The organism is Bradyrhizobium sp. USDA 3364 (assembly GCF_054056355.1).
This window is the reverse complement of record NZ_JBSRYG010000002.1, coordinates 438,369-461,922: the sequence shown is the minus strand read 5'-3', so window position 1 is coordinate 461,922 and position 23,554 is coordinate 438,369. Positions and strand designations below refer to the sequence as shown.

Sequence of the window (23,554 nt, the reverse complement as noted above, 5' to 3'; positions counted from 1 at the left end):
GGCTCTTGGGCCGGTCGCTGTCGTGACCGGGCCATCCAGACACGCGCGATGGATTGAGTGAGTGCTCCAGAAGCAAAAAAGGCCGGGCTTTCACCCGGCCTTTCGTTTTCGATGGATGCCCAGGTTTTTGCCCGGGCATGACGAGCGCGAGGGTCAAAACACCCTGTTGCTCTCCTTCACCTTGTCTGCGTCGAGATACACGTTCTCACCCATTTCCTTGAACTTGGCGCTCATCTGCGCCATGCCCTGTTCTTTATCATTGAGCGTCGCGGCGTAGTCGCGGACGTCCTGGGTGATCTTCATCGAGCAGAATTTCGGGCCGCACATCGAGCAGAAATGCGCGACCTTGTGGGCTTCCTTCGGCAGCGTCTCGTCGTGGAAGTTCTTCGCGGTGTCGGGATCGAGGCCGAGGTTGAACTGGTCCTCCCAGCGGAAGTCGAACCGGGCACGCGACAGCGCATCGTCGCGGAGCTGCGCGGCGGGGTGGCCCTTGGCGAGGTCGGCGGCGTGGGCCGCGATCTTGTAGGTGATGACGCCGGTCTTGACGTCGTTGCGGTCGGGGAGGCCGAGATGCTCCTTCGGCGTGACGTAGCAGAGCATCGCGCAGCCGAACCAGCCGATCATCGCCGCACCGATGCCCGAGGTGATGTGGTCATAGCCCGGCGCGATGTCGGTCGTCAGCGGCCCGAGGGTGTAGAACGGCGCCTCGCCGCATTCCTTGAGCTGCTTGTCCATGTTGATCTTGATCTTGTGCATCGGCACGTGGCCGGGGCCCTCGATCATGACCTGGCAGCCCTTGTCCCACGCGATTTTTGTCAATTCGCCGAGCGTCTCCAACTCGGCGAATTGGGCGCGGTCGTTGGCGTCCGCGATTGATCCCGGGCGCAGGCCATCGCCGAGCGAGAATGAAACGTCGTATTTCCGCATCAGATCGCAAATCTCGTCGAAATGCGTGTACAGAAAACTCTCCTTGTGATGCGCGAGGCACCACTTCGCCATGATCGAGCCGCCGCGCGACACGATGCCGGTAACGCGGTTGGCGGTGAGGTGGATGTAGGGCAGCCGCACGCCGGCGTGGATCGTGAAATAGTCGACGCCCTGTTCGCACTGCTCGATCAGGGTGTCCTTGTAGAGCTCCCAGGTCAGCTTGACGGGATCGCCGTCGCACTTCTCCAGTGCCTGGTAGATCGGCACGGTGCCGATCGGCACCGGCGAGTTGCGCAAAATCCATTCGCGGGTGGTGTGGATGTTGCGCCCCGTGGAGAGGTCCATCACGGTGTCGGCGCCCCAGCGGATCGCCCACACCATCTTGTCGACCTCTTCCTCGACCGACGAGGTCACCGCCGAGTTGCCGATATTGGCGTTGATCTTGGTCAGGAAGTTCCGGCCGATGATCATCGGCTCGAGCTCGGCATGGTTGATGTTGGAGGGGATGATGGCGCGGCCGCGCGCGATCTCGTCGCGGACGAATTCCGGCGTGATGAAGGCCGGCACCGACGCGCCGAAGCTCTCGCCGTCGGCAAGCGCCGCCTCGGCACGCTCGAGCTTAAGCTTGCGGCCGAGGTTTTCGCGCTCGGCGACGTAGATCATCTCCTTGGTGACGATGCCGGCGCGGGCGAATTCGAGCTGGGTGATCTTGTGGCCGTCGAGGCCGCGCAGTGGCTTGTGGTGCGCGGTGAACGCCTTGGCGGCATGCGACGCGCCGACATTGCCGTTGTCCTCCGGCTTGATGGTGCGGCCGTCATATTCCTCGACGCCGCCGCGCTCCCTGACCCAGGCGAGCCGATTGCGCGGCAGGCCGGAGTTGACGTCGATCGTGACAGTCGGATCGGTGTAGGGGCCCGAAGTGTCATAGACCGGCAGGTTCGGCTCGCCGGCGCCTTCCGAGAGGATGATCTCGCGCAGCGGCACACGGACATCGGGTGCGGCCTCCGGCGTCGCAAAGAACTTGCGCGAGGCGGGCAGCGAACCTGTCGTCACGGCGGGGCGCGTGGTGTCGGGGTTGGAGCGAATGTTCATGAGGGGTCCTCCGTTGATTTCCTGTCAGTTGTTGTCGTCATTGCGAGGAGCGAAGCGACGAAGCAATCCATGCGTCCGCATATGCGGTGCCAATGGATTGCTTCGCTTCGCTCGCAATGACGGTGGAGAGAGTTGTCTGCATCACGCGGCCTCCGCGCTGAGGCCGAGCCATTGCCGCACCCGCGCATCGGGGTCGGCGTTCTGGGTGACGTCTGAGACGACGGCGATCGAATCGGCGCCGGCGGCGAAGATCTCGGCCGCGTGCTCGAACTTGATGCCGCCGATCGCGACAAGCGGGATCGCGCCGATCCGCTTCTTCCACTCGGTGATCTTCGCAATGCCCTGCGGCTCGAACCGCATCGACTTCAGCGTGGTGAAGAAGATCGGGCCCAGCGCGACATAGTCCGGCTTGGCGGCGAGCGCGGTGGCGAGCTCGGCATCGTCATGGGTCGAGATGCCGAGCGTCAGCTTGGCTTTGCGGATCTCGGCGAGGTCGGCTCCCGCGAGGTCCTCCTGGCCGAGATGCAGATGCTCGGCGCCGGCAACGATCGCCGCGCGCCAATAGTCGTTGACGACGAGTTTTGTCGGCGTGCCCTTGGTCACCGCGAGCGCGTCGCTGACGATCTGCAGGGCGCCTGCATCGTCGAGCTCCTTAGCGCGCAGCTGGATGGTGCCGACGCCGAGTTTTGTCAGTCGCTCGACCCATTTGACGCTGTCGACGACGGGATAGAATGGATCAGGATACGGCATGCCAGAACGGGGTCCCAACGACAGGGGTGGAGGGGGAGGCGAAGTCGCGGGCTTCCATCAGCCCGGCTTCATAGGCGGTGCGGCCGGCCTCGACTCCGAGGCGGAAGGCATTGGCCATGGCGACGGGATCGGCGGCCTTGGCGACTGCGGTGTTGAGCAGCACGGCGTCATAGCCGAGCTCCAGTGCTTCGGCGGCATGCGACGGCGCCCCCAGGCCGGCGTCGACCACCAGCGTGATGTCGGGCAGACGGTCGCGCAGCAGCCTCAAGGCGTCGCGGTTGGTGATGCCCTTTGCGCTTCCGATCGGCGCGGCCCACGGCATCACCACCTTGCAGCCGGCATCGACCAGCCGCGCGGCGACCGAGAAGTCCTCGGTGCAATAGGGGAACACCTCGAAGCCGTCCTTGATCAGGATCGTGGCCGCCTCGACCAGGCCGACCACGTCGGGCTGCAGCGTGTCGTTGTCGGCGATCACTTCGAGCTTGATCCAGGGCGTGCCGAACAATTCGCGCGCGAGCTTCGCGGTGGTCACCGCCTCCTTCACGCTGCGGCAGCCCGCGGTGTTCGGCAGCACGGTGACGCCGAGCTCGCGGATCAGCGACCAGAACGCATCGCCGGTCTTGCCGCCCGCCGCCTCGCGCCGCAGCGCCACCGTGACGATGCTGGCGCCCGAGGCCCGGATCGCGTTCTGCATGATCGCCGGCGAGGCGTAGAGCGCCGTGCCGATCAGGAGGCGGGAAGGGAAGGATTTGCCGTAGAAGGTGACCATGGTGTCAGTGTCTCTCCGCTCTCAGCCCTGCACTCAACTCGTCGTCCCGGCGAAAGCCGGGACCCATAACCACGACCGGCAATTGTCGGATGGAATGTCTCCCCGCGTGCTTCACGGACGGGCCGCGGAGTATGGGTCCCGGCTTTCGCCGGGACGACGTGGGGAGAGAGCCTGCATGAAACGGCATCACATCACCCTCCCTGCCGCGGCGTGATGATCTCGATCTCGTCGCCGGCTTTCAGCGCGGTCTCGGCCCAGCGGCCCTTCGGCACCACGTCGTAATTCACTGCGATCGCGAAATGGGTGCCCTCGTAGTCGAGCTCGGCCAAGAGCGCGTCGACGCTGGCTGCGTTGATCTCCCGCTGCTCACCGTTGACGATCACGCGCATTGCATCACCTCATTGTCGATTTCGCCGCGCGAAAGATAGGCGAGCGTCAGCTCGGCCAGCGCCGGCGCCAGCAGGAAGCCATGACGGTAGAGTCCGTTCACCGTGATGCGTTCCTGCTCGATCCTGATTTTGGGCAGATTGTCCGGAAACGCCGGACGCAGGCCGGCGCCGAATTCGACGATGCGGGCCTCGCCGAACGCCGGATGCACGACATAGGCGGCACCCAGCAGCTCCAGCGCCGAGCGCACGCTGACGCCATTGTCCTCGGCCTCGATCGTGGTCGCGCCCAGCATGAAGCGGCCGTCGCCGCGCGGGATCACGTAAAGCGGCCAGCGCGGATGGATCAGCCGCACCGGGCGCGACAGCTCGACCTCCGCGGTCTCGATGATGATCATCTCGCCCTTGACACCGCGCAGGCTCGGCTCGCGGTCGCGCGCGGCGAGACCCCGGCAGTCGATGACCAGGCCGTCGAGATCCTCTGCCTTGGCGTCGCTGCCAAACTTGATGGCACCGCCGGCCTTGGCGATCGCGGCATGCAGCCGCGGCAGCACGCGGCGCGGCTCGACGTGGCCCTCCTCGGGGTAGAACAGCCCCTCGCGGAAGCGGCCCTCGAGCGACGGCTCGAGCGCACGGACGCCTTCGGCATCGAGCCGGCGATGGCCGGTTGTGAGGCGCGCAAAGCGCTCGAAATCGGCGCGGTCGCGCGGATGCGCCACCACCAGCGAGCCGTTGAACGGCGTCTGCGGGAAATGCTGCCGCCAGAGCGCGAGCGAGCGGATACCGAGGCGGGTGATTACGGGCTCGGCGGCCTCCTCCTCGCACCACGGGGCCAGCATGCCGCCGGCGAAGTGGCCTGTGGATTCCGTCATCGCGGCGTCACCGCGCTCATGCAGTGTGACGGCACGTCCGGCCTCTGCGAGCAGCAGCGCATGCCAGGCGCCGGCTATGCCTGCGCCGATGATGGAGACGGGGGAATCCCCCCGCGGTCTTGACGTCTGATACATCCCTGTCCCTTCGCCGGCATGACCCGGATCAGGTTCAAAGGGTCACCGCGGTCCCGGACCAATCGCCATGATGGCGAAATCCAAGCTTGCGGTATCTCAGCTCCTCCTTCGGAGCACCCCTCGGAACGCCCCTAATGTAAGCGGATGGGCTTGCGTGTCAACGTGTATGCCAGGGGCTGCACCGCGGCGGGCGCAAAACTCTCGTGCGCCGGACGCAGCGCGACAGCGGTGCGCTGCTGAGCCGGGGGTTACCACCTGTCGAACATGGGTCCCGGCTCTGCGGAGCAACGCTGCGCGTTGCACCGCGTCCGGGACACGTAAGCACCTATTTATCGGCCTGTTCCGGCTTCGGTTCGACGGTATCGGCCGCCATCCGGTCCGACTTGGCGAGCTCCTTCGGCGGTGCACCCGAGCCGCCCAGTTTCGCCTCTTTCAGGTGATCGCCGCGCTGGCGCTTTGCGACGTAGTAATACCCGCCCGCGAAATAACGCACGGCTCGATCGAAATCGCCGTTGGCGGCGCGGTAGGCGCCGGCGAGGTATCTGATGCCGTATCGGAGGTTGGTCGCGGCGTCGCGCAGACCTTCGGCGGTACCGGTGTAGCCGACCCCGCGGGCGGTCGCGAGCTTGATCTGCATCATCCCGATGGCGCCGCCGCGCCCGATCAGCCGTGGCTGATACTTGCTCTCGCGGACGATGACGCGATGCACCAGCTCTTCCGGCACCAGATTGGCCTGGGCCTCGGCCGCCACCAACGCCTCATATTGCGCGCGCGATTGCGCGGCTGCGCTGCCGCAGGACGCCAGTACCGCGATGGCGGCGAGGCAGCTAAGGCTCTGAACGGTCTTCATCTCGGGTCGCTCGGGGTGATCAACGCGCGTCGGCTCTGCGGTCTCAATGGTACGGCGAGCGGGCAGGAATGTGGCAAAACCTTCGCATCAGCGAACGTTCTGCGTCCGTGAAGGTCCCGGTGCCGGTGAAGCGGATGACGTGATTGCGAGACAGATGCTTCAAATTGTTTGGTTCAATCGTCGCAGCCGAAAATTGTCGTCGACTCAAATCTGGCCGCCAATTTTCTCGATCGATTTTGCCGCACGCTATCCACAACAGTTTTTCGTGCAAACGACGGAGCGAAGGTTTACACTTCGTCTCACGGCAGAGTGGGCGCGTTCAGTCAGCACATCTGTCCAGTCCAAAGCACGCAAAAAACAACATCACTCGGGAGATGCGCCATGGTCCGTCAGGACACAGGCTATATGCCTCGCGAAAATCCCTGTGCGCAATGCGGCAAGCCGATCGCCCGGCCTGATTGGGTCGAGCACAGCGAAGGCCGCACGTCCTATCTCTGGAATTGCCGCGCGTGCAATTACCGCTTCGAGGCCATCGCGATCTACGAGCAAGCGCAGGTTACGCCGCTCGCCGCCTGATCAGGCCGCGGATTTCTGCAACGGCAGCTGACGCACCGGCAATTCGATCCGGACCACGAGCCCGTGCGGCTTGCGATCGTGCAGCGACAACGTGCCGGCATGTGCGAGCACGATGGCGTTGGCGATCGACAGGCCGAGGCCGAAGCCTTCGGCCTCGTCCATGTTGCGCGCCTGGTCGCCGCGCACGAACGGCTCCAGCACGCTCGCCTTGTGGGCGTCGGAAATGCCGGGGCCATCGTCCTCGATGTCGACGACGAGGCGATCGGGCTGGACGTCGAGACGGACGGTCACTTCGCCGCCGAACCGCGCGGCATTGTCGACCAGATTGGTGATGCAGCGGTGCAAATCGGCGGGCCGCGCGGTCGCCATCGCGTGCTGCGGGCCCTCGTAGTTGACCTTGTGTCCCATGTCGACGAACTGGTCGGTGACGAGGTGCAGCGTGCTCGCGATGTCGACCAGCGTCATCTCCTCGAGCTTGCGGTCGTTGCGCAGGAACGACAGCACCGATTCCAGCATCGAGCGCATCTGGTCGAGGTCGCGCAGCATGCGGTGGCGATTGGTCTCGTCCTCGATGAATTCGGCGCGCAGCCGCATCCGCGTGATCGGCGTGCGCAGATCATGGCTGATCGCGGCCAGCATCTTGGTGCGGTCGTCGATCAATGTGGTGATGCGCTCGCGCATCCGGTTCAGCGCCTTGGCCAGCGAGCGGATCTCCTCGGGGCCGCGTTCGGGCAGCGGGGCGGCGGCGCCGTTCAGGCTGAAGGTCTCGGCGGCCTTGACGAAGGACGACAGCGGCGCGGTCAGCGCCCATGCCGCCCACAGGCCGAGCAGGGTGACGCTGATGACGGCGAACAGCACCGTCATCATCCACGGCCCGCCCCAGAACGGCCGCATGTGCTGATCCGGCATCAAATTCGCGGCGAACATCGCGCCGTCGGGCAGGCGGATCGCGACGCGGCGAATCTCGCCGTCACGCGGCGCGCTGCCTGCCTCGCGCGGCAGCTGGAAGACGCGATAGCCGGCGCCGAGCCGGCGCAGCGCGTGCAGGCTCGGCGTGTCGGTCTCGGGTGAGCGCGCCGGTATCGGCCGTAAAGTCGCCGATCGCAAGCTGCGGGAAGGCGCTGATGATGTCGGCCTGGAGCCGCGGCCGCTCCAATGCCGGGGCATGTCCCAGCAGTTGCGCGGCGGCGGCGAGCTGGGTGTGCCAGCGATCGGACGGCTCAAGCCGGTCCGGGCGATGGATCAGGAAGGTCGCCGTGATGATCAGATGCAGCGCGATGATCGAGACGACGACCAGCGCCGCCATCTGGGCGCCGATCCCCCGCAGACTCAGCACGCGCGGCAGCTTCATCAGTTGCTCGTGGCGGCAACCGCCTCCACCCTCGGAGTGAACACATAGCCGCCGGAGCGCACCGTCTTGATCATGGTGGCTTCCTGCGGATCGGGCTCGATCTTGCGTCGGATGCGGCTGACCAGCACGTCGATCGAACGCTCGAACGAGCCGGCGCTGCGGCCCTGCGTCAGGTCGAGCAGGCTGTCGCGCGACAGCACGCGGCCGGGCCGTTCGCAGAAGGTGCGGAGCAGGTCGAACTCGGCGCTGGTCATGGCGACGCGCGCGCCTTCGGGGTTGCGCAGCTCGCGCAGGCGGATGTCGATGCGCCAGCCGAGGAAGGTCAGCGTGGTCGCGCCCTCGATTGCGCTGGCGTTGCGCGCGGCGGCCTGCCGGCGCAGCACCGCGTTGATCCGCGCCAGCAGTTCGCGCGGGTTGAACGGCTTTGCCAGATAATCGTCGGCGCCCATCTCGAGGCCGAGGATGCGGTCGACGTCCTCGCCGCGTGCGGTGAGCATGATGATCGGCGTCTGCGACTCCGCCCGCACCTTGCGGCACAGGCTGAGGCCGTCCTCGCCGGGCAGCATGACGTCGAGCACCAGCAGGTCCACACGGTGGTCGGTCATTGCCTTCGCCATCTCGCGGCCGTCGGAGGCGGTCGTGACATGACAGGAATTGGTCCGGAGATATTTTGCGATCAGAGACCGCGTTTCGCGGTCGTCCTCGACGACGAGGATATTGGGCGCAGCCTGGGTCATACCGATCTTTTGTCCGTGATTCGGGGAAAGCGGCTCAGGAATTTTGTTTCAGTGTATTTCTGAAATCTTGCCCGGCAGACCGGTTAACAGGTCGCCGCGGCGGTGAAAAGTTATCGTTCTGTCATCAAGCTAATGCGTTGAAACTCAGGCCGAACTCTTCCGGGCCGGGACCCCTCGGGGGAACGCATTCGCGGCAGCCGGGAAAGGGAAGGCTGGTTGTCGTACCTGGCCCGGAACCGGTTTCCCCGGCGACGCGTTATTTCCCTTTCAGGCCAGGGAGGGTGAGATGGCTGTCGACGCCAGAACCAGACCGCATCAACTCATTGCAAGCGACCGGGTCGAGGGGACGGCGGTGCGCCGGCCCAATGGCGACATGATCGGCCACATCGAACGGCTGATGATCGACAAGACCTCCGGCAAGGTGTCCTACGCGGTGCTGAGCTTCGGCGGATTCCTCGGGATCGGAACCAACCTCATTCCGCTGCCGTGGGGCCGGCTGCACTACAACCCGAAGTTCGAGGCTTACGAGCTCGACATCGAGGATGATGAGTTGAAGCGCGCACCGTCGTTCCGCGCCGACAAGGATTTCGACTGGGGCGATCGCTCGCAGGAAGTCGAGCTGCATCGCTTCTACGGCGTGCCGCCCTATTGGGGCGGCTTCTGATCGCGCGTCGGCAGGCGCGCAGGATCGACGTGTGTCGATCAATGATGTGGTAGCGGCGAGCGCCGTGCGGCGCGGTTCGCCGGAACGACTTGGTGAGCCAAATATCGTCCATCAGGGACTGCGCGTCCGGCGCAGTGGTGAGGCTCAACCGCAGCCTGCTCGAAAAGCGGCGAGCGTGTTCGTCAGGGACCAGCGCTTCATTGTCGGAAAGTCCCGCCCTGCCGCATCGCGGCCATGGCGTTCCTCCGTATGGAGCGGCCTTTGAGCGCACGTTCCGCTAGGAACGGTTGCGAAGATGACGGGTTCTCCTTGCATCTGATTCTGCGAGAGGAGAGCCATCAATGTTGGTCAAATCCGTCATCGCCGGCCTCGCCGGCACCGCGCTGCTTGCAACCGCAGCCTTCGCGCAGACGCCGACCGAAAAGGGCGACAAGATGTCTCCCGCGGCGTCGACGTCGACATCAACCACATCGTCGAGTGAGTTCAAGGGTAACTGGCGCGCGTCCAAGGTCGTCGGCCTCAGCGTGTACAACGATAAGAACGAGAGCGTCGGTTCGATCAACGATCTCCTGATGGACAAGGGCGGTGCCATCAAGGCGGTCGTGATCGGCGTCGGCGGATTCCTTGGCGTCGGCGAGCATCTCGTCGCCGTGCCACTCGACAAGGTGAAGTTCGTCAGCGAGCCGATCGCCTATACCGGTGCCTCGAACACCGGCGCCGGCGCCAGCAGCACCAGCAAGACGACCACCACGGGCGCGGCGCCAGCGGCACCAGCGGCGACGGCGAAGCCGAATCCCTGGTACCCGGATCACGCCGTGTTCAATGCGACCAAGGATGAGCTGAAGGCGATGCCCGAGTTCAAATACGCGACCGAGTAACGCGCATCGCATGCGAAAGACCAACGCGCCCGGTGCCGCCGGGCGCGTTGGTTTGCGCGGATCAGGCCACAAGACCGATGCGAAAGACCACGAACTGCGTTGAAGGATTCCTAGTTGAGCCAATGCGGGACGGGCAGGTTTTTCCCGCGCAGGAAATCCGGATTGAAGAGCTTGGACTGGTAGCGCTGGCCGCCGTCGGCGAGGATCGTCACGATCGTCTTGCCCGGGCCGAGATCGCGCGCCAGCCGCATGGCCCCTACGATGTTGATCGCGCTTGAGCCTCCCAATATCAATCCCTCATGCGCGATGAGGTCGAACAGCACGGGTAGCGCCTCCTCGTCGGTGATCTGATAGGCGATGTCGATCGGCGTGCCGTCGAGATTCTTCGTGACGCGCACCTGACCGATTCCCTCGGTGACTGAATCACCCTCCGCCGTCAGCTCGCCTCTCGTAAACCAGCTATAGAGCGCGGCGCCCATCGGATCGCTGAGCGCAATCTTCACGTCGGGATTGCGTTCCTTGAGCGCGCGGGCGACGCCACCCAGCGTTCCGCCGCTACCGACGGCGCACGTGAAGCCGTCGACCTTTCCGTTCGTCTGCTGCCAAATCTCGGGACCGGTCGTGCGATAGTGTCCATCGCGGTTGGCGACGTTGTCGAACTGATTTGCCCAGAACGCGCCGAGTTCTTCGGCGAGGCGACCCGAATAGCGCGCGTAGTGGCCGGGATTGGAGGAGGGCACGGCGGGTATCAGGCGCAGATCGGCGCCGCATAACCGCAGCATGTCCTGCTTCTCCCGGCTCTGCGTGTCAGGCATCACGATGATGGAGCGATAGCCGCGGACGTTGGCTACCAGCGCGATACCAATGCCCACATTGCCGGCCGTACCCTCGACGATCACGCCGCCCGGCTTGAGCAGACCGCGTCGCTCTGCGTCGTCGATGATGGCGAGAGCCGCGCGATCCTTGATCGAGCCGCCGGGATTGAGAAACTCGGCCTTGCCGTAGATATCGCAACCCGTGACATCCGATGCCCTGCGGAGCTTGATCAAGGGCGTATTGCCAATCGCTTCCAGAAGACCCGACCGAACATTCATGGCGCCCCGCCTTTCGTTCCTTCTGCCATTCTACGCGAGGCTGTTCAGCGCGTTGATGCTGTTCTCATGGCGATTTCGGCAACATCCTTGTCGCTTGGGTTGCGATATTGGCGGCCTTGTTCTTTTTCCGGCCGGGAGTCGTGCGTCTGCTATCGCTTGAGATGACAGCGCGGATTGGAGCCGGGGATTGCTTCAACCCGCGCTCGTTTCACATTGCTTGCGGCATCACCAGCCGAGTTCACGCAAGTAAGCCGCGCGGGCGGCAACGCCGGTGTGGGTGAAATCGGTGAAGACGCCATCGACGCCGAGACGGAAGAACTTCAGATATTCCTGGGCCGGGTCGCCGCGATAGTCGGCCGCGAGATATTTCTTCTCGTTCCGGAACGTGAAGACGTGCACGAACAGGCCGAGCTTGTGCGCGTCGGCAATGACGCTGGTTGCGTCCTGCGTCGAGGCATCCGCCGTCGATCCCTTGTAGGGCTTGCCGTCGGCGCCGGCGTCCTTCCAGGGCGAGACCTTGTACGGCACGATGTAGGCCTTCCACGGACCGATGCCGTCGGCATAGGTCTTGATCTCGGCGAGGCCGTCGGGGGTCAGCATCGCATCGAAGGTGCGGCCGTCACCGGCGATGGTCCAGTCGTAGGGGCGGGAATTGGCGATGTTGTTGAGCAGGACCTTGCCGGTCTTGAAGTCGACGCCATTGCCGTCGATGAGCTGGACCTGCCGCGTCTCGAGGCCATGGCTGCGCATGTATTTCAGGCTGCCGGGCTCGAAGCTCTGCACGATGATGGGAGCGTCCTTCGAATTGAGGCCGTTGTCCCTGATGATCTTGATCAGGGCGTCCTCGAGCGGGCGGCTGCCGGGCGCGCCGCAGCCATTGGCAATGGCCTGGGCATTATTCCAGGTCGGGTTCTTGGTTTCCGGATAGACCGAGATCGTGCGCCCCGTCGCCTTGCTCTTGGCCTTGGCGATGTCGATGATGTCCTGGAAACTGATGATCGGAAACTTGCCGTTGAACAGTTTCGGCCGCTCGTTGGCCGCATCATAGGTCGTGCCGGCGATCCACTGCCTCAGCTCGTCCATGGTGAAGTCGGTGATCGACCAGTCGTTGGTATGGTCGTCGCCGTCGACGATCAGCGCTTTCAGCACCGACTTGGGATCGGCCGGATCGATGAGATCGGTGGGGTATTCCGCAGGTCCGCTGCCGGTGGTCTGCGCCCATTTCACCTTGACCGGGACGCCCGGTGCCGTGCGCTTGCGGGCTGCGACTTCCGGGTTGGTCTTCGCCACCTCGGCGACGTTGGTGTTGTCGCCGAGCCATGGATTGTGTCGCGCCACCAGCACGCAATCCCTGGTCAGATGCAGGTCCTCTTCGAGCGAATCCGTGCCGAGGTCGGCGGCGAGCTCATAGGATGCCTCGGTCTCCTCGGGCACCAGGCCGGGCACGCCGCGATGTCCGATCACGAGCGGCAATTTTCCATCAACGGTCAGGAACGGCTTGGCGCCGGCCGGCGCCGGGCCGGATTGCGCCGACGCCAGCGACGGTGCGAGGACCATCAAGGCCGCCGCACCGAGCAGCATCGCTCCAACATGTACCTTCCGTCGTGAACGAATCTGCTTCACCGCCAAGACTCCATCTTATGTGCAGTATCAGGTCGAATGCCACTGGGGCGGAGCCGGATCAGGCCGGCCCGGCCGCCTTCTTAGTCTCAATCTCCTGACAGGCGGATGACTGCCGGGCGCCGCACGTTTCAGCGCTCGATCTGGACGCTCATGCCGGGTTCGAGACCTTCCGCGGCGCCGTCGGGATCGAGGCGCAGACGCAGCGTGTTGCGGTCGTGATCGCCGATCACGCGCTCGGCCTGCCAGGTGGCGAAGACGCCGAGCGGGCGCAGCTCGGTGACGAGCGCCTTGGTCGCGCCGCCGGCGGCATTCCGCATCACGCTCACGGCCTTTCCGATCGCAAGACCGTCGAGATGGTCCTCACGCACGTTGAACGAGAGCCATTGCTTGCCGGCCGCAGCAATCGCCATGATCGGCTGACCCGCGCGAACGTTCTCGCCCACTTCCGCGGCGATCACGCTGACTATGCCGTTGGCCGGCGCGCGCAGGACCATCTTGTCGAGCCGGCGCTCGAGCACTGCGACCGCGGCCGCGGCGGCCTGCGCCTGCGCGTCGGCGATCGCGCGCTCCTCCTTGGTCGGCCCGGCCAGCGCGGCATCGTAATTGGCCTGCGCCGCCGCTACGCCGGCGCGCCCGCTGGCAACGTCGTTCTCGGCCTGGTCGAGCGCCTGCTGGGTTTCGAAATTCTGCCCCGCCAGCGTGCTGATCCGCTTGAGTTGGGTCTCGACATATTCGAGGCGCGAATTGGCCTTGGAGATCGCCGCCTCCAGCGAGGCGACCTGCTCGCGGCGGACGCCGGCATAGACATTGTTGCGGTTCGCGACCGCGGCGGCGAGCGCAGCCCGCGCCTGGTCGGCCTGCGCCGTCAGTTCGACGGCGGAGAGCCTGGCGAGGACATCGCCGGCATGCACCTGCGCGCCCTTTGCGACCGCGATCGACACCAGCTGGCCGTTCACTTCCGGCTCGATTCGGACCTCGGTCGAACGGACGACGCCGACGATTGCGGGGGCCGGCGTCCCGCGGCTCTCTGCATAGATCAGCGCGCCGGCGACGAGTACGAGCGGGATCACGATGAGGCCGACGCGCCTAGCGTTGGACATGTTGCTGTTCTCCCTTGAGCAGCCGCGCGGAGATCACGGCAAGCGCGAAATAGCCGAGCGCAAGACACCACAGCCAGAGCCAGTCGTGCCCGACCTCCCAAATGCTTGCGCCGAGCTGGTTGACGCGCACCAGGCCGTCGATCGCGGAGTCGGCGGGGAACAGCCGCCCAAGTGCCTTGGCCGCGTCGGGAATGGCCTCGCGCGGCCATGCGAAGCCGGCGGTGAAGAATTGCGGCAGGCTGGTCGCGAGCAGCAGGATGGTGGCGTTCTCCGGCCGCGTGAACCAGGCGCCGATCGCCTGTCCAAGAAAGCTTGTCGCCAGGATGAAGACGGCCGCCAGCGCGAACAGTTGCGGCAAATGCCCAAGCGCGGAAAAACCGTAGACGCGCGGCAGCACGATCAGGTAGAGCGCGAGCGCCGGCAGATAGATCGTCAGATGGGCGATGCCGCGTCCGAACACGCCTGACAATGCGCCGCCGGAGCCGGCCAGCGCAGCGCGGGTCAGCATCGCCGCGCCGATCAGCAGCGTCTGCTGCAGGATCAGGATGAAGGCCGCCGGGACGATGTAGCTCGCGTAGCCGCCGACCGGATTGAAGATCGGTTGCAACAGGACGTTGCCCGGGCTGAGGCTCGCCAGCCTTGCCTTGGCAAGACTTCCCTCGGAACGGCCGCCGCGCGAAGCCAGCTCCGACGTCAGCGTGCCGATCGCGGTGGCGACGCTGCTCGCGGTCGATCTGAAGACGAACAGATAGGTGGCATCGGCATAGACCGGGATGTGAGCGGTGATGCCCTTGAGCACGTCGCGCTCGGTGCCGGGCGGGATCTGGATCGCGGCCAGCGCGTCGCCGCGATCGATCGCGGTGCGCGCCTCCGCAAGCGTGCGGGCGCGCACTTTCACGCTCAACGTTCCGCTGGCATCGAGCGTCTCGACGATCTGGCGAGACAGTTCGCTCAGATCGTCGTCGACGATCGCGATAGGCAGCTTGCGGAGGATCTGGTTCAGATAGGGCTGCGGATAATAGATGCCGTAGATCAGGGGGGCCAAAAACAGCAGGGTGAAGGCGCTGCGCGTTCCGAGCACGCGCCGCCACTCCGCCAGGAAAGCGCCGCCGACGCCCGGCGGTGTCGGCTCACTCGCGGGCTCATCGGCGGGCCGCGCCGTCTCGAACCAGCCCCTGCGCGTGAGGCTCGCCATGCGCAGCCATGCGAGGCCGGCAAACAGCAATGTGAGGCCCGCGAGCGCCGCAAAAGGCATAGCGGATTCCGAAACCGGCAAGCCGCGCGCCGCCTGTCCCATCAGGACCGCCATATACCACCGCAACGGCAGGATCGTGCTCCAGACCTGCGCAAACGTGTTCATGCCGATGGTCGGGAAGCCGACACCCGCATAGCCGAAGGCAGGGGAGGCGATCAGTCCGGCAAGTCCCAACCCCGTCGCGAGGTCGCCGACCAGAAGCTGCAACAGCGCGCCGATCGACAGATAGGCGATGATCAGGAGCGAGCCGGCGGCGATCATCAGCAGCGCGTCGCCTTTGAAGGGGATTTGCAGCACGCCCTCCAGCGCAAGCGTCACTGCCAGCATGATCACGACGAAGATGCCAAACAGCGGCGCCAGCTTGCCGGCCAGCGCTGCGACCGGATCGCCGCCGGCGCTTGCGAGCCACTCCCTTGCGTTGCGGCGGCGGAATTCGGAGCCGACCGAATAGCCCGCGGCGAGCGTGATCACGACGTGGATGATGGTCGGCAGCAGCGCGCGCAGCAGGAATTGCGCGTAATTCTTCTGCGGATTGACCAGCGCGATGGTCTCCGCGCTCAGCGTGCCGATGGAGGCCGGCGCTGCCGCGGCGCGCCGGGCGGGCGCGGCCGCGTTCGCCGCTGCGGTCAGTCCGTCGCTCAGCCCCGAGGACGCGATGCCGGCGGCAGTCAGGAATTGCTGGTTGTAGAAGCCGACGACCTGCGGGCGGCGATCGGCCTTCAGGTCGCGCTCGAAATTCGGCGGGATGAAGATCGCCGAAATCGCCTTGCCGGAGCGGATGTCCTGCACGGCTGTCGACAGCGATCCGGAGTCGTCGACGATTCTCAGGTTCGGCGACGCCGCCACGAGCTGCGTCAGCGCGCGCGAGGCATCCGACTTGTCGGCGTCGACGATGGTGACGCCGAGGCCCCGGATCACCGGCTGGCTGAACACCGTGGTGAGCACCACGAAGGCAAACAGCGGCACGCCGAAGATCAGCAGCAGTGCGACGCGGTCGCGGAGCAGCCAGCGGCACTCGCGCTGCGCGACCCGCCAGAATCCGGGCGCCGACGCCGGCCTCATTGGCGCGACCGCCAGTCGAGATAGGCGCTCATGCCCGGCCGCAGCTCGGGCACCGGCTGAACCGGATAGGCGCGGATCGAGAACGTTCTCAGGTCGAAATCGCCGGTGGCGCGCGTCGCCCGCCAGCTCGCATATTCGCCCTTGGTCGCGATCAGCTTGACCTCGACCGTGACTTGGCGGTCGTCGAGCGCGGGAATGCGGACATCGAATTTGTCGCCGACCTTGAGGCCCTTGACCAGATCCTCGCGCAGATCGAAATGGACCCACAGATCGGCCAGATCGATCAGCGTCACCAGCGGCACGCCCGGCGACACATATTCGCCCGGCTCGACGTTGCGCTGATAGATCTGCGCGCCGACCGGCGCGTAGACCGCGAGCTGGTCGATCACCGATTGGACGCTCTGGATGTCCGTTTCGGCCTTCTCGACGTTTGCTTTCGCGATTGCGCGTTCTTCCTTGGTGTAGCCATTGACCGCCTGCTCATAGGCCGACTTGGCCTGGTCGAGCCCGCGCTCGGCCTCGTGCAGCGCATCGGTGGTCTGGTCGAGGCGGGCCTGCGGCGCGTTGCCTTGCTCGGTCAATGTCTTGGCGCGATCGAAGGTCTTCTTGGCCAGCACCTGCGCCGCCTCGGCGCGCTCCATCTCCGCCTTCCGCGCCGCAATGGTTTCGACGCGCGTTCCGATCAGCACATTGGCGAGCTGCGCATCGGCCACGGCCTTTGCTGCACGCATTTGATCTTGTTTTGCCAGCGTCTCCGGGTTGTCGATGCGCACCAGCACGGCGCCCGCGGTCACGTTTTGTCCGCGCTCGACCGGAATCTCCTTGACCCGTCCGTCGACGCGCGCCGCGATATCGAGCCGCGTCGCATCGACCTCGCCCTGCACGAGCAGCGGCTCGGGCCGCAGCAGATAATAGGCGGACAGCGCGACGATGACGGCTGCAACGACGCCGACAATGATCGCGGGTGTGCGCGTCGCAGCGTGTGCGTTCTCCTGGCGCACAGGCTGTGGCGGCTCCGACGTGCTTTGGTTCTCGCTACCAGAAGGTGACACGGCTGACCCCACATCGGCTCACGACCCAGGATAGTCGTTCACTATGGCGCGGATGTTAAATCCTGCCAACCTCGGCAGCTTGTCCGATCTTGCTCGAATTTGACCGGTTCGAAGGCGAGCGCATCCGGAGCCGGCGAAGCAATCTCGTTCTCGATCTCGATGTACCGGTCTCCTCACGTGATCGCCGGCACGCGAGCTGACGCGACGTTGGCGGCAGCACCGCCGCGCGAACAGGCCGGCCTTGCCGGCCGCGCATGGCCGCGCTGACGACACGGATATTTGAAGCCATGCGCCCGAATAAATCGCATCCGATTAAATCGGGATACTTGAAGCCGGGCGGTTCCGTGCCTTCATCTGGCGGGAACGAATTAATCGTATGCGATGTAAATCGCGGGAGCGTTACCATGACGACCAGGATTTCCCATTTCGCAAGTACCTTCAAAGCCATCGCGCTGGCTGCGGCATTGTCCGCCGTCACGGTGACGGCGGCCTCGGCCCAGGCCGCGATTTCCGAGCCGGCCGCCTACCAGGCCCTCTATCCATATCGCGACGTGCTCAACAACGGCGCGCCGACGCCTGCCGCCAAACTGGTGCTGGAGCCGCCCGCGGTGCTGCAGGCGCTGCAGGCGCAGGAGAGCGGCATCGGTGTCGTTCACGGGCCGCGCCACCGTGCATATCGCGCCGGCCGTTGAAGCTCTCGCGCCTGTTATTAAATGACCATCATCATTCTACTGACCGCAGGCGCGCCTCGACTACGTCGAAATACAGCGACTTTCATTGACGACGGAGATGGACCATGACCAAGCAGTTCGACGACCTCTCAAGGTACTATCGCTATGAGCTGGTGCACGGCGACCATGCCGATTTCATCGCCTATCAGCGCAATCTCGGCGATGGCGTCTGGCAGACCTATTCGACGTGGATGATCCCGGGTGCGAACGGCGAATAGCGCGCCTCGACGCGGCCATCACCGGGATCTGCCGAAGAAAAAGAAAACGCGCCCGGTGTGGCCGGGCGCGTTTTTGTTTGGCTGCTATTCGGGTGATCCGGCCGCTCGCAGCGGCGCGCGTCAGTTCGACTTCACCAGCGGGCAGCCGCCCTTGTCGATCGGACGGAACGCCTCGTCGCCGGGCACGGTGGCGATCAGCTTGTAGAGATCCCACTCGCCCTTGGATTCCTCGGGCTTCTTGGTTTCGAACAGGTACATGTCGTGCACCATGCGGCCGTCGATGCGGATATGGCCGTTCTTGGCGAAGAAGTCGTTGATCGGGGTCTTGCGCATCTGCTCCATCACCTTCGGCGCCTCGTCGGTACCGATCGCCTCGATCGCCTTCAGGTAATGCATGGTGGCCGAGTAGAGGCCGGCCTGGATCATGGTCGGCATGTGGCCGACCTTCTCGTTGAAGCGCTTCGAGAAGGCGCGGGTCTCGTCGTTCATGTCCCAGTAGAAGGCGTCGGTGACGATCAGGCCCTGCGTCGCCTTCAGGCCGAGCGAATGCGTGTCGGTGATTTCCTGCAACAGCGCGATCATCTTCTGGCCGCCCTGGGTCAGGCCGAACTCCGAAGCCTGCTTGAGCGCGTTGGTGGTGTCGCCGCCGGCGTTCGCCAGCGCCACGACCTTGGCCTTGGAGGCCTGCGCCTGCAGCAGGAAGGACGAGAAATCCGACGAGTTGAGCGGATGACGCACGTCGCCCAGCACCTTGCCGCCGCTCGCCTTCACGACATTGGCGGCGTCGCGCTCCAGCGCCTGGCCGAAAGCGTAGTCGGCGGTGACGAAGAACCAGGTGTCCTCGCCGCGCTTGACCATCGCCTTGCCGGCGACGTTGGACAGCGCATACGTGTCATAGGTCCAGTGCACCGTGTTGGGCGAGCATGCGGTGCCGGTGATGTCGGACGAGCCGCCACCGGAATTGATGTTGATCTTGTTCTTCTCGCGCGTCAGCGCCGAGATCGGCAACGCGACCGAGGAGGTCGGGACGTCGAAGATCGCATCGACCTTGTCGTTATCGTACCAGTTGCGCGCGATGTTGACGCCGACGTCGGGCTTGTTCTGGTGATCGGCCGCGATCACCTGCACCGGCTTGCCCTTCACCTTGCCGCCGTAATCCGCAACCGCCATCTCGACGGCGGCGACCGAGCCCTTGCCGGTGGCGTCCGCATAGAGGCTCGACATGTCGGTGAGCACGCCGATCTTGACGACGTCGTCGGAGATCTGGGCGTTCGCCGCGGTGCCGGAGGCCGCAAGCGCGAGGCCGGCCGCTGCTGCGGCCAAGAGCGATTTCATCGTGTTCTCTCCCTTATTGTTCTTGGGGGTTGCTTCCACGGGGCACCTTCTATCCGGTGCGGCAAGCTGTCGCAAAGACGACTTTTTGGGCATGCAAGGGCCGAGCGGGCGGATGGAACGGCGGGATCCGCGGCCCTTACAGCGCCGGTAATGCGGTGACGGCGGCCTTGATGGTGCCTTCGGTTTCCACGATCACCCGGAGCGTCTTCGAATCGAAGTCGATGCCGGCAAGGCGGATGCTGGTGACGTCGGCGTCGATGCGGATGCCTTCCTCGTTCTTCTGCAGGTCGGCGATGGCGGTGGCGATCTTCCGCTGCGCGTTGGTCGCGAACGGCTTCAGGTCGACGACCAGCCGGTCGCTGAGAGCCTGCTGCATGTGGGGAATCGCCGCGCGCGCGGCGGCGCCGAGCAAGCCGAACGCGGCCTCCGACTCGACCGCCAGCTCGACGTCGGTCAGCCGCAGCGTCTGCGCCTGCTGGTCGAGCCGCGGCCGGCCCCAGACATGCACGGTCGCTTCGGCGCCGAGACCGAAGAAGCTCTTCTTCTCCTTGGCGTGCACCAAGAGCGAGATCAACAGCCGGTCGCCGGAGGCGGCGATGCTCGCGCTCTTGACGGTCACGTCGACCGGGCCGGAACCGTCCTCGGGGAAGGTCTTGCCCTTCAGCTGCGCCTCGACGAGCTGCGTCAGCGTGGTGAAGGACATGTCGACGGGCAGGCCGACCGAGACCTGGCTCGGCATCGGCGGAACGATCGAGAGCTTGTCGGGGAACGGGCAGTTCGGGGTGGTCTGGGTCTCCGTGATCCGGGTCTCAGCCTCGATCCCCATGGTCAGGATCACCGAGGACGCGTCGACCTTCGGCTGCGCGGCGATCGCGCGGGTCGGCCGCAGCTCGAGCCACATCGGCGGCATCGACGCGGTGCCGCCGGTGCCTTGCAGCGGGATCGAGCGGCAGGCCTTGGCCCATTGCGCGCGGGCGCTGTTCTGGAACACCGGGTCGTTGTGCAAGCGCGCTTCGAGCGCGGAAATCTGGTCGGCGACGGCCTTGTCGATGACCGGCTTGACCTGCGCCGGCACGCTGATGCGGACGCCGGCGGCCGACAGGCCGGTGTCGCCGAGATTGACCTGCGCCTGCAGGTTCGGCTCGATCCGCCAGGACGCGCCGAGCTTCGGCCGCGCGGTCAGGGTGATGTTGCCCTTGATGTCGGCATTGGCGTTGACGTTCTTGATGTTCACAGAGCCGATCTGCTTGGCGACATTGCCGCCGAGCAGGCTGCCGAGCGCGTTGGTGACGGCGCCGGTCGCCTTGTCCGACAGCGAGCCGGTAACCTTGAGCGTGCCGTTGATCGGGGTCGTCAGCGTCAGCACGTCCTGCGCGCCGGTGGCCGCGATCGGCCCGCGCGATGCGGTCCAGCCGATGTCGGCATTTTGCAGGATTTGCTGGACCGGGTTGTCGGCCTTGCCGCTGAAGGTCTTGGGTGCGCCGCGCTCGGCGGCATCGCGGATCGCCGACAGTGCGACCGAAACCTGCGCCACGATCGTCGAGGAACGCGGCGCCGGCGCCAGCGGCGGCAATTCTGCGAGCTGCGGTTTCTGCACGGTGACGCTCGGTGCGAGCCAGTCCATGGCCTTGAGGCTGATCACGAACGAGATCAACACCACCGTGAGCCCGAGCGCGATCGTCCTTGGATGCATCGGTAGACGCATCATTCCCCCGGATGAAAATCAAACTTGACGGGTTGTACAGGCCCCCCGACGAGGGCGCCAGTATGGCGGGATCAAGCTGCTTCGGGGGCGGAAGCAGGCCGTTCGCCCGCGATCACTCAGACGTTAACGATCCGGCCGTTAACAAACATGAACGCGACAACGGCCCCGGCACGCTGCCGGAGCCGTCGTCATTGCCTGGATGTATCGGCCTAGCGGACGGCGGAGCCGAGGTCGGCGCGGCGGTCGGTCATCGGCAGCACGATCACCTTGGTGCCGACGCTGACCCGCGAATACAGGTCGGTGACGTCCTGATTGGTGAGGCGCAGGCAGCCCGAGGACACGCGGGTGCCGATCGTCTCGGGCGCGTTGGTGCCGTGGATGCGGTAGATGGTGCCGCCGAGATACATGGCGCGGGCGCCGAGCGGGTTGCCGGGGCCGCCGGCCATGTGGCGCGGCAGATAGGGCTGGCGGGCGATCATTTCCGGCGGCGGGGTCCAATCCGGCCACTCTGCCTTCTTGGTGATGGTCTGGGTGCCCGACCAGGTGAAGCCGTCGCGGCCGATCCCGATGCCGTAACGCATCGCCTGACCATTGCCGAGCACCAGATATAGATAGGTATTCGGCGTATCGATGATGATGGTGCCGGGGGCCTCGCGGGTCGGATAGTTGACGACCTGGCGGCGGAGGCGGGCGGGCAGCTCGACCGAGCGGTCTTCCTCCTGCGCCTGCGGCATCGACTGCACCGGCGGCTGCACCGCCTGGGTCGGCGGCGTCAGGATGAAGGGGAAGATCGGCAGCGGAGCGGCCGCGGCGGAATTCGAGAAAGCAACGGTGCCAATCGCCAGCGCACCGAAGGCGGCGGCAGCGAGACGCGAGTTCAGCTTGATGGAATTGAACATTGTCGACCCCTGTTGTTTGCGCCCTGCGCGCCAGTTCCGGCGCGTCGTTGGGTCAAACCAGTACAGGTGAGGCGTTTCAGGACGTTTGCACGAAATCGCCAAAATGGTTTCGTGGCGTTAGGGAATTGTTTCGTGCCTGTTTCGTCGCGCGGTTAACGACACATTGCCGGAACGGGCCGTCCCATCCCAAGACATCATTCCTGGCACAGCGCTTGCTGTCCGAAGCCGTTGTCTCGGAATGGAGTGGAAAGGATGCCAGCGCCTTCGATCGGGAGCATGCTGGATCGGCAGAAAGGCTTTGGTCCCGGGTTTGATTTTCTCCGTATTGCGCTTGCAGTCTCCGTGGTCGCAGGACACACGTCCTATGTCGCCACCGGCGCCGGCAACTCCGATCAGATGGCGATCCTCTGGTTTCCGCAATTCGCGATCCTCGTGATGTTCTTCGCGCTGAGCGGATTTCTGATCGCCGCCAGCGGGCTGCGGCTCAACCTGAAGGAATTCCTGATCAATCGCGCGATGAGGATCATGCCGGCGCTCACGGTCGAGGTTCTGCTGTCGGCGTTCATCCTGGGACCGATCTTCACGAAGCTGCCGATTGCCGACTATTTCGCCAGCGCCGGCACCTACAAATATTTCACCAACGTCGTCGGCCTCGTGAACTACACCCTGCCGGGCGTGTTCAGCGGCAATCCGGCGCCCGAGGTCAACAGTTCGCTTTGGACCGTGCCGTTCGAATATGCCTGCTACGCAGTGATGGCGGCCATCATGATCCTGGGCCTGCTGCGCAGGCCGGGACTGATCGTGGCCGGTGTCGTCGTGCTGGTGGGCTTCGGCCTCGCGCTGGACTTCACGGGGCATGTTGCTGCTCCGTCCCAGCTCCCCGCCGGCGTCGCGGGCTCGTTGCATGACAAGATCTTCAGCACGGCGCCGTTTCTCGGCCGCGGTGCAAAATTGCCGGTCGGCTGCCTGCTCGGGATCGCGATCTATCTTTACCGCGACCGCATTCCCTATGACGGGCGCATTCTCGCTGTCTGCTGCGCGCTCTGCCTCGGGGCCGCCGTACTCGGGCCGGCAGATTGGATGACGCAGCCCGTCCTCAATGCCGTGATTGCGCCGGCGCTGGTCTATGTCACCGTGTTCCTCGGCGTATCGAAGTTGCCGCGGCTGCCGCTGTTTTCGAAGGGCGACTATTCCTACGGCATCTATCTGTATGGCTTTCCGATGCAGCAGGTGGTGAAGGTGTGGCTGCCGAACGCATCGCTGATCGTCCAGTTCGCAGTCGCCCTGGTGTTGATCACGGCCTTCGCGGCGTTCTCCTGGCACTGGATCGAGAAGCCGGTCCTGAGGCTGCGCAGCCGCTTCTCCTTCGTCGCGCGGACGCGGCTTGCCTCCGATGATGCGGTCGAGCCGCCGCAGGGCAGGGCACCGCTTGGCGTTGCTGCCGACCGCATCGCGGTCAAGCGCTCCGCCGGCGCCTGACGGCAACCGGCATG

General features: G+C 65.2%; 23 protein-coding genes and 1 riboswitch. Of the genes, 6 read left to right on the top strand and 17 right to left on the bottom strand.

The window, feature by feature from the left end; translation table 11 throughout:
- Nucleotides 1-153: 153 nt before the first annotated feature.
- The 6 genes from thiC to ACVILL_RS02440 form a co-directional block, all read right to left on the bottom strand.
- Nucleotides 154-2,019 (bottom strand): phosphomethylpyrimidine synthase ThiC, encoded by a 1,866-nt coding sequence (gene thiC, locus ACVILL_RS02465; RefSeq protein ID WP_456727687.1) that lies wholly within the window; start codon nucleotides 2,017-2,019, stop codon nucleotides 154-156.
- Between the two features lie 141 nt (nucleotides 2,020-2,160).
- Nucleotides 2,161-2,769 carry a thiamine phosphate synthase gene (locus ACVILL_RS02460; RefSeq protein ID WP_456727686.1) on the bottom strand — a complete coding sequence of 203 codons (609 nt, stop codon included), beginning with the start codon at nucleotides 2,767-2,769 and terminating at the stop codon, nucleotides 2,161-2,163.
- The gene (locus tag ACVILL_RS02455; RefSeq protein WP_456727685.1) at nucleotides 2,756-3,538 is read right to left on the bottom strand and encodes a thiazole synthase; all 783 of its coding nucleotides are present in this window, start codon (nucleotides 3,536-3,538) and stop codon (nucleotides 2,756-2,758) included. The genes ACVILL_RS02460 and ACVILL_RS02455 overlap by 14 nt, the downstream gene beginning before the upstream one ends.
- Before the next feature lie 191 nt (nucleotides 3,539-3,729).
- Nucleotides 3,730-3,927 carry a sulfur carrier protein ThiS gene (gene thiS / locus ACVILL_RS02450; RefSeq protein ID WP_050629944.1) on the bottom strand — a complete coding sequence of 66 codons (198 nt, stop codon included), beginning with the start codon at nucleotides 3,925-3,927 and terminating at the stop codon, nucleotides 3,730-3,732.
- Complete coding sequence (locus ACVILL_RS02445) at nucleotides 3,918-4,931, bottom strand: FAD-dependent oxidoreductase (RefSeq protein WP_456727684.1); 1,014 nt, start codon at nucleotides 4,929-4,931, stop codon at nucleotides 3,918-3,920. Before ACVILL_RS02445 ends, thiS begins: the two co-directional genes overlap by 10 nt.
- Nucleotides 4,919-5,062, bottom strand: a riboswitch (TPP riboswitch). (Overlaps the previous gene by 13 nt.)
- A gap of 194 nt (nucleotides 5,063-5,256) precedes the next feature.
- Nucleotides 5,257-5,781: a transglycosylase SLT domain-containing protein gene (locus ACVILL_RS02440; RefSeq protein ID WP_456727683.1), complete on the bottom strand. Its 525-nt coding sequence runs from the start codon at nucleotides 5,779-5,781 to the stop codon at nucleotides 5,257-5,259.
- Nucleotides 5,782-6,162: 381 nt separating this feature from the next.
- On the opposite strand from ACVILL_RS02440, the gene ACVILL_RS02435 reads away from it, so the two are divergent.
- Complete coding sequence (locus ACVILL_RS02435; RefSeq protein ID WP_456727682.1) at nucleotides 6,163-6,357, top strand: hypothetical protein; 195 nt, start codon at nucleotides 6,163-6,165, stop codon at nucleotides 6,355-6,357.
- Here the strand turns inward: ACVILL_RS02435 and ACVILL_RS02430 are convergent, their stop codons facing one another.
- From ACVILL_RS02430 to ACVILL_RS02420, 3 genes are read right to left on the bottom strand one after another with little or no spacing between them, the layout of a single operon-like run.
- Nucleotides 6,358-7,404, bottom strand: coding sequence for an ATP-binding protein (locus ACVILL_RS02430; protein ID WP_456734148.1), 1,047 nt, complete (start codon nucleotides 7,402-7,404; stop codon nucleotides 6,358-6,360).
- Nucleotides 7,328-7,708: a hypothetical protein gene (locus tag ACVILL_RS02425; RefSeq protein ID WP_456727681.1), complete on the bottom strand. Its 381-nt coding sequence runs from the start codon at nucleotides 7,706-7,708 to the stop codon at nucleotides 7,328-7,330. The genes ACVILL_RS02430 and ACVILL_RS02425 overlap by 77 nt, the downstream gene beginning before the upstream one ends.
- Entirely contained in the window at nucleotides 7,708-8,445 is a 738-nt protein-coding gene (locus ACVILL_RS02420) for a response regulator (RefSeq protein WP_021079973.1), read from the bottom strand. Before ACVILL_RS02420 ends, ACVILL_RS02425 begins: the two co-directional genes overlap by 1 nt.
- A gap of 286 nt (nucleotides 8,446-8,731) precedes the next feature.
- On the opposite strand from ACVILL_RS02420, the gene ACVILL_RS02415 reads away from it, so the two are divergent.
- The gene (locus ACVILL_RS02415; protein WP_456727680.1) at nucleotides 8,732-9,109 is read left to right on the top strand and encodes a PRC-barrel domain-containing protein; all 378 of its coding nucleotides are present in this window, start codon (nucleotides 8,732-8,734) and stop codon (nucleotides 9,107-9,109) included.
- Between the two features lie 341 nt (nucleotides 9,110-9,450).
- On the top strand, nucleotides 9,451-9,987 hold the full coding sequence (locus tag ACVILL_RS02410) for a PRC-barrel domain-containing protein (RefSeq protein WP_456727679.1): 537 nt from the start codon (nucleotides 9,451-9,453) through the stop codon (nucleotides 9,985-9,987).
- A gap of 110 nt (nucleotides 9,988-10,097) precedes the next feature.
- On the opposite strand, the gene ACVILL_RS02405 is transcribed toward ACVILL_RS02410, so the two are convergent.
- The 5 genes from ACVILL_RS02405 to ACVILL_RS02385 all read right to left on the bottom strand — a co-directional run bounded on the left by ACVILL_RS02405 (nucleotide 10,098) and on the right by ACVILL_RS02385 (nucleotide 17,122).
- The gene (locus ACVILL_RS02405) at nucleotides 10,098-11,081 is read right to left on the bottom strand and encodes a cysteine synthase A (RefSeq protein ID WP_456727678.1); all 984 of its coding nucleotides are present in this window, start codon (nucleotides 11,079-11,081) and stop codon (nucleotides 10,098-10,100) included.
- Between the two features lie 225 nt (nucleotides 11,082-11,306).
- Nucleotides 11,307-12,704 (bottom strand): glycerophosphodiester phosphodiesterase family protein, encoded by a 1,398-nt coding sequence (locus ACVILL_RS02400; RefSeq protein ID WP_456727677.1) that lies wholly within the window; start codon nucleotides 12,702-12,704, stop codon nucleotides 11,307-11,309.
- Between the two features lie 128 nt (nucleotides 12,705-12,832).
- The gene (locus tag ACVILL_RS02395; RefSeq protein ID WP_456727676.1) at nucleotides 12,833-13,804 is read right to left on the bottom strand and encodes an HlyD family secretion protein; all 972 of its coding nucleotides are present in this window, start codon (nucleotides 13,802-13,804) and stop codon (nucleotides 12,833-12,835) included.
- Nucleotides 13,791-16,121, bottom strand: a complete 2,331-nt coding sequence (locus ACVILL_RS02390) for an ABC transporter permease (RefSeq protein ID WP_456727675.1) — start codon at nucleotides 16,119-16,121, stop codon at nucleotides 13,791-13,793. Before ACVILL_RS02390 ends, ACVILL_RS02395 begins: the two co-directional genes overlap by 14 nt.
- A complete protein-coding gene (locus ACVILL_RS02385) occupies nucleotides 16,118-17,122 on the bottom strand; it encodes an HlyD family secretion protein (protein ID WP_456727674.1) in 1,005 nt (334 codons plus the stop codon). The genes ACVILL_RS02390 and ACVILL_RS02385 overlap by 4 nt, the downstream gene beginning before the upstream one ends.
- 455 nt (nucleotides 17,123-17,577) lie before the next feature.
- On the opposite strand from ACVILL_RS02385, the gene ACVILL_RS02380 reads away from it, so the two are divergent.
- Both ACVILL_RS02380 and ACVILL_RS02375 read left to right on the top strand, forming a co-directional pair.
- On the top strand, nucleotides 17,578-17,865 hold the full coding sequence (locus tag ACVILL_RS02380; protein ID WP_456727673.1) for a hypothetical protein: 288 nt from the start codon (nucleotides 17,578-17,580) through the stop codon (nucleotides 17,863-17,865).
- A gap of 104 nt (nucleotides 17,866-17,969) precedes the next feature.
- On the top strand, nucleotides 17,970-18,122 hold the full coding sequence (locus ACVILL_RS02375; RefSeq protein WP_456727672.1) for a hypothetical protein: 153 nt from the start codon (nucleotides 17,970-17,972) through the stop codon (nucleotides 18,120-18,122).
- A gap of 120 nt (nucleotides 18,123-18,242) precedes the next feature.
- On the opposite strand, the gene ACVILL_RS02370 is transcribed toward ACVILL_RS02375, so the two are convergent.
- The 3 genes from ACVILL_RS02370 to ACVILL_RS02360 all read right to left on the bottom strand — a co-directional run bounded on the left by ACVILL_RS02370 (nucleotide 18,243) and on the right by ACVILL_RS02360 (nucleotide 22,061).
- Nucleotides 18,243-19,457: an ABC transporter substrate-binding protein gene (locus tag ACVILL_RS02370; protein ID WP_456727671.1), complete on the bottom strand. Its 1,215-nt coding sequence runs from the start codon at nucleotides 19,455-19,457 to the stop codon at nucleotides 18,243-18,245.
- 136 nt (nucleotides 19,458-19,593) lie between these two features.
- Nucleotides 19,594-21,162, bottom strand: coding sequence for a DUF4403 family protein (locus ACVILL_RS02365; RefSeq protein ID WP_456727670.1), 1,569 nt, complete (start codon nucleotides 21,160-21,162; stop codon nucleotides 19,594-19,596).
- A gap of 209 nt (nucleotides 21,163-21,371) precedes the next feature.
- Nucleotides 21,372-22,061 carry a L,D-transpeptidase gene (locus ACVILL_RS02360; protein WP_456727669.1) on the bottom strand — a complete coding sequence of 230 codons (690 nt, stop codon included), beginning with the start codon at nucleotides 22,059-22,061 and terminating at the stop codon, nucleotides 21,372-21,374.
- Between the two features lie 252 nt (nucleotides 22,062-22,313).
- Between ACVILL_RS02360 and ACVILL_RS02355 the strand changes: the two genes are divergently transcribed.
- A complete protein-coding gene (locus tag ACVILL_RS02355; RefSeq protein ID WP_456727668.1) occupies nucleotides 22,314-23,540 on the top strand; it encodes an acyltransferase family protein in 1,227 nt (408 codons plus the stop codon).
- Nucleotides 23,541-23,554: the final 14 nt, after the last annotated feature.

Coding starts and splice junctions, on each gene's coding strand:
- thiC (WP_456727687.1), bottom strand. CDS start 2,019: ATGAACATTCGCTCCAACCCCGACACCACGCGCCCCGCCGTGACGACA.
- ACVILL_RS02460 (WP_456727686.1), bottom strand. CDS start 2,769: ATGCCGTATCCTGATCCATTCTATCCCGTCGTCGACAGCGTCAAATGG.
- ACVILL_RS02455 (WP_456727685.1), bottom strand. CDS start 3,538: ATGGTCACCTTCTACGGCAAATCCTTCCCTTCCCGCCTCCTGATCGGC.
- thiS (WP_050629944.1), bottom strand. CDS start 3,927: ATGCGCGTGATCGTCAACGGTGAGCAGCGGGAGATCAACGCAGCCAGC.
- ACVILL_RS02445 (WP_456727684.1), bottom strand. CDS start 4,931: ATGTATCAGACGTCAAGACCGCGGGGGGATTCCCCCGTCTCCATCATC.
- ACVILL_RS02440 (WP_456727683.1), bottom strand. CDS start 5,781: ATGAAGACCGTTCAGAGCCTTAGCTGCCTCGCCGCCATCGCGGTACTG.
- ACVILL_RS02435 (WP_456727682.1), top strand. CDS start 6,163: ATGGTCCGTCAGGACACAGGCTATATGCCTCGCGAAAATCCCTGTGCG.
- ACVILL_RS02425 (WP_456727681.1), bottom strand. CDS start 7,708: ATGAAGCTGCCGCGCGTGCTGAGTCTGCGGGGGATCGGCGCCCAGATG.
- ACVILL_RS02420 (WP_021079973.1), bottom strand. CDS start 8,445: ATGACCCAGGCTGCGCCCAATATCCTCGTCGTCGAGGACGACCGCGAA.
- ACVILL_RS02415 (WP_456727680.1), top strand. CDS start 8,732: ATGGCTGTCGACGCCAGAACCAGACCGCATCAACTCATTGCAAGCGAC.
- ACVILL_RS02410 (WP_456727679.1), top strand. CDS start 9,451: ATGTTGGTCAAATCCGTCATCGCCGGCCTCGCCGGCACCGCGCTGCTT.
- ACVILL_RS02405 (WP_456727678.1), bottom strand. CDS start 11,081: ATGAATGTTCGGTCGGGTCTTCTGGAAGCGATTGGCAATACGCCCTTG.
- ACVILL_RS02395 (WP_456727676.1), bottom strand. CDS start 13,804: ATGTCCAACGCTAGGCGCGTCGGCCTCATCGTGATCCCGCTCGTACTC.
- ACVILL_RS02390 (WP_456727675.1), bottom strand. CDS start 16,121: ATGAGGCCGGCGTCGGCGCCCGGATTCTGGCGGGTCGCGCAGCGCGAG.
- ACVILL_RS02380 (WP_456727673.1), top strand. CDS start 17,578: ATGACGACCAGGATTTCCCATTTCGCAAGTACCTTCAAAGCCATCGCG.
- ACVILL_RS02375 (WP_456727672.1), top strand. CDS start 17,970: ATGACCAAGCAGTTCGACGACCTCTCAAGGTACTATCGCTATGAGCTG.
- ACVILL_RS02370 (WP_456727671.1), bottom strand. CDS start 19,457: ATGAAATCGCTCTTGGCCGCAGCAGCGGCCGGCCTCGCGCTTGCGGCC.
- ACVILL_RS02365 (WP_456727670.1), bottom strand. CDS start 21,162: ATGCGTCTACCGATGCATCCAAGGACGATCGCGCTCGGGCTCACGGTG.
- ACVILL_RS02360 (WP_456727669.1), bottom strand. CDS start 22,061: ATGTTCAATTCCATCAAGCTGAACTCGCGTCTCGCTGCCGCCGCCTTC.
- ACVILL_RS02355 (WP_456727668.1), top strand. CDS start 22,314: ATGCCAGCGCCTTCGATCGGGAGCATGCTGGATCGGCAGAAAGGCTTT.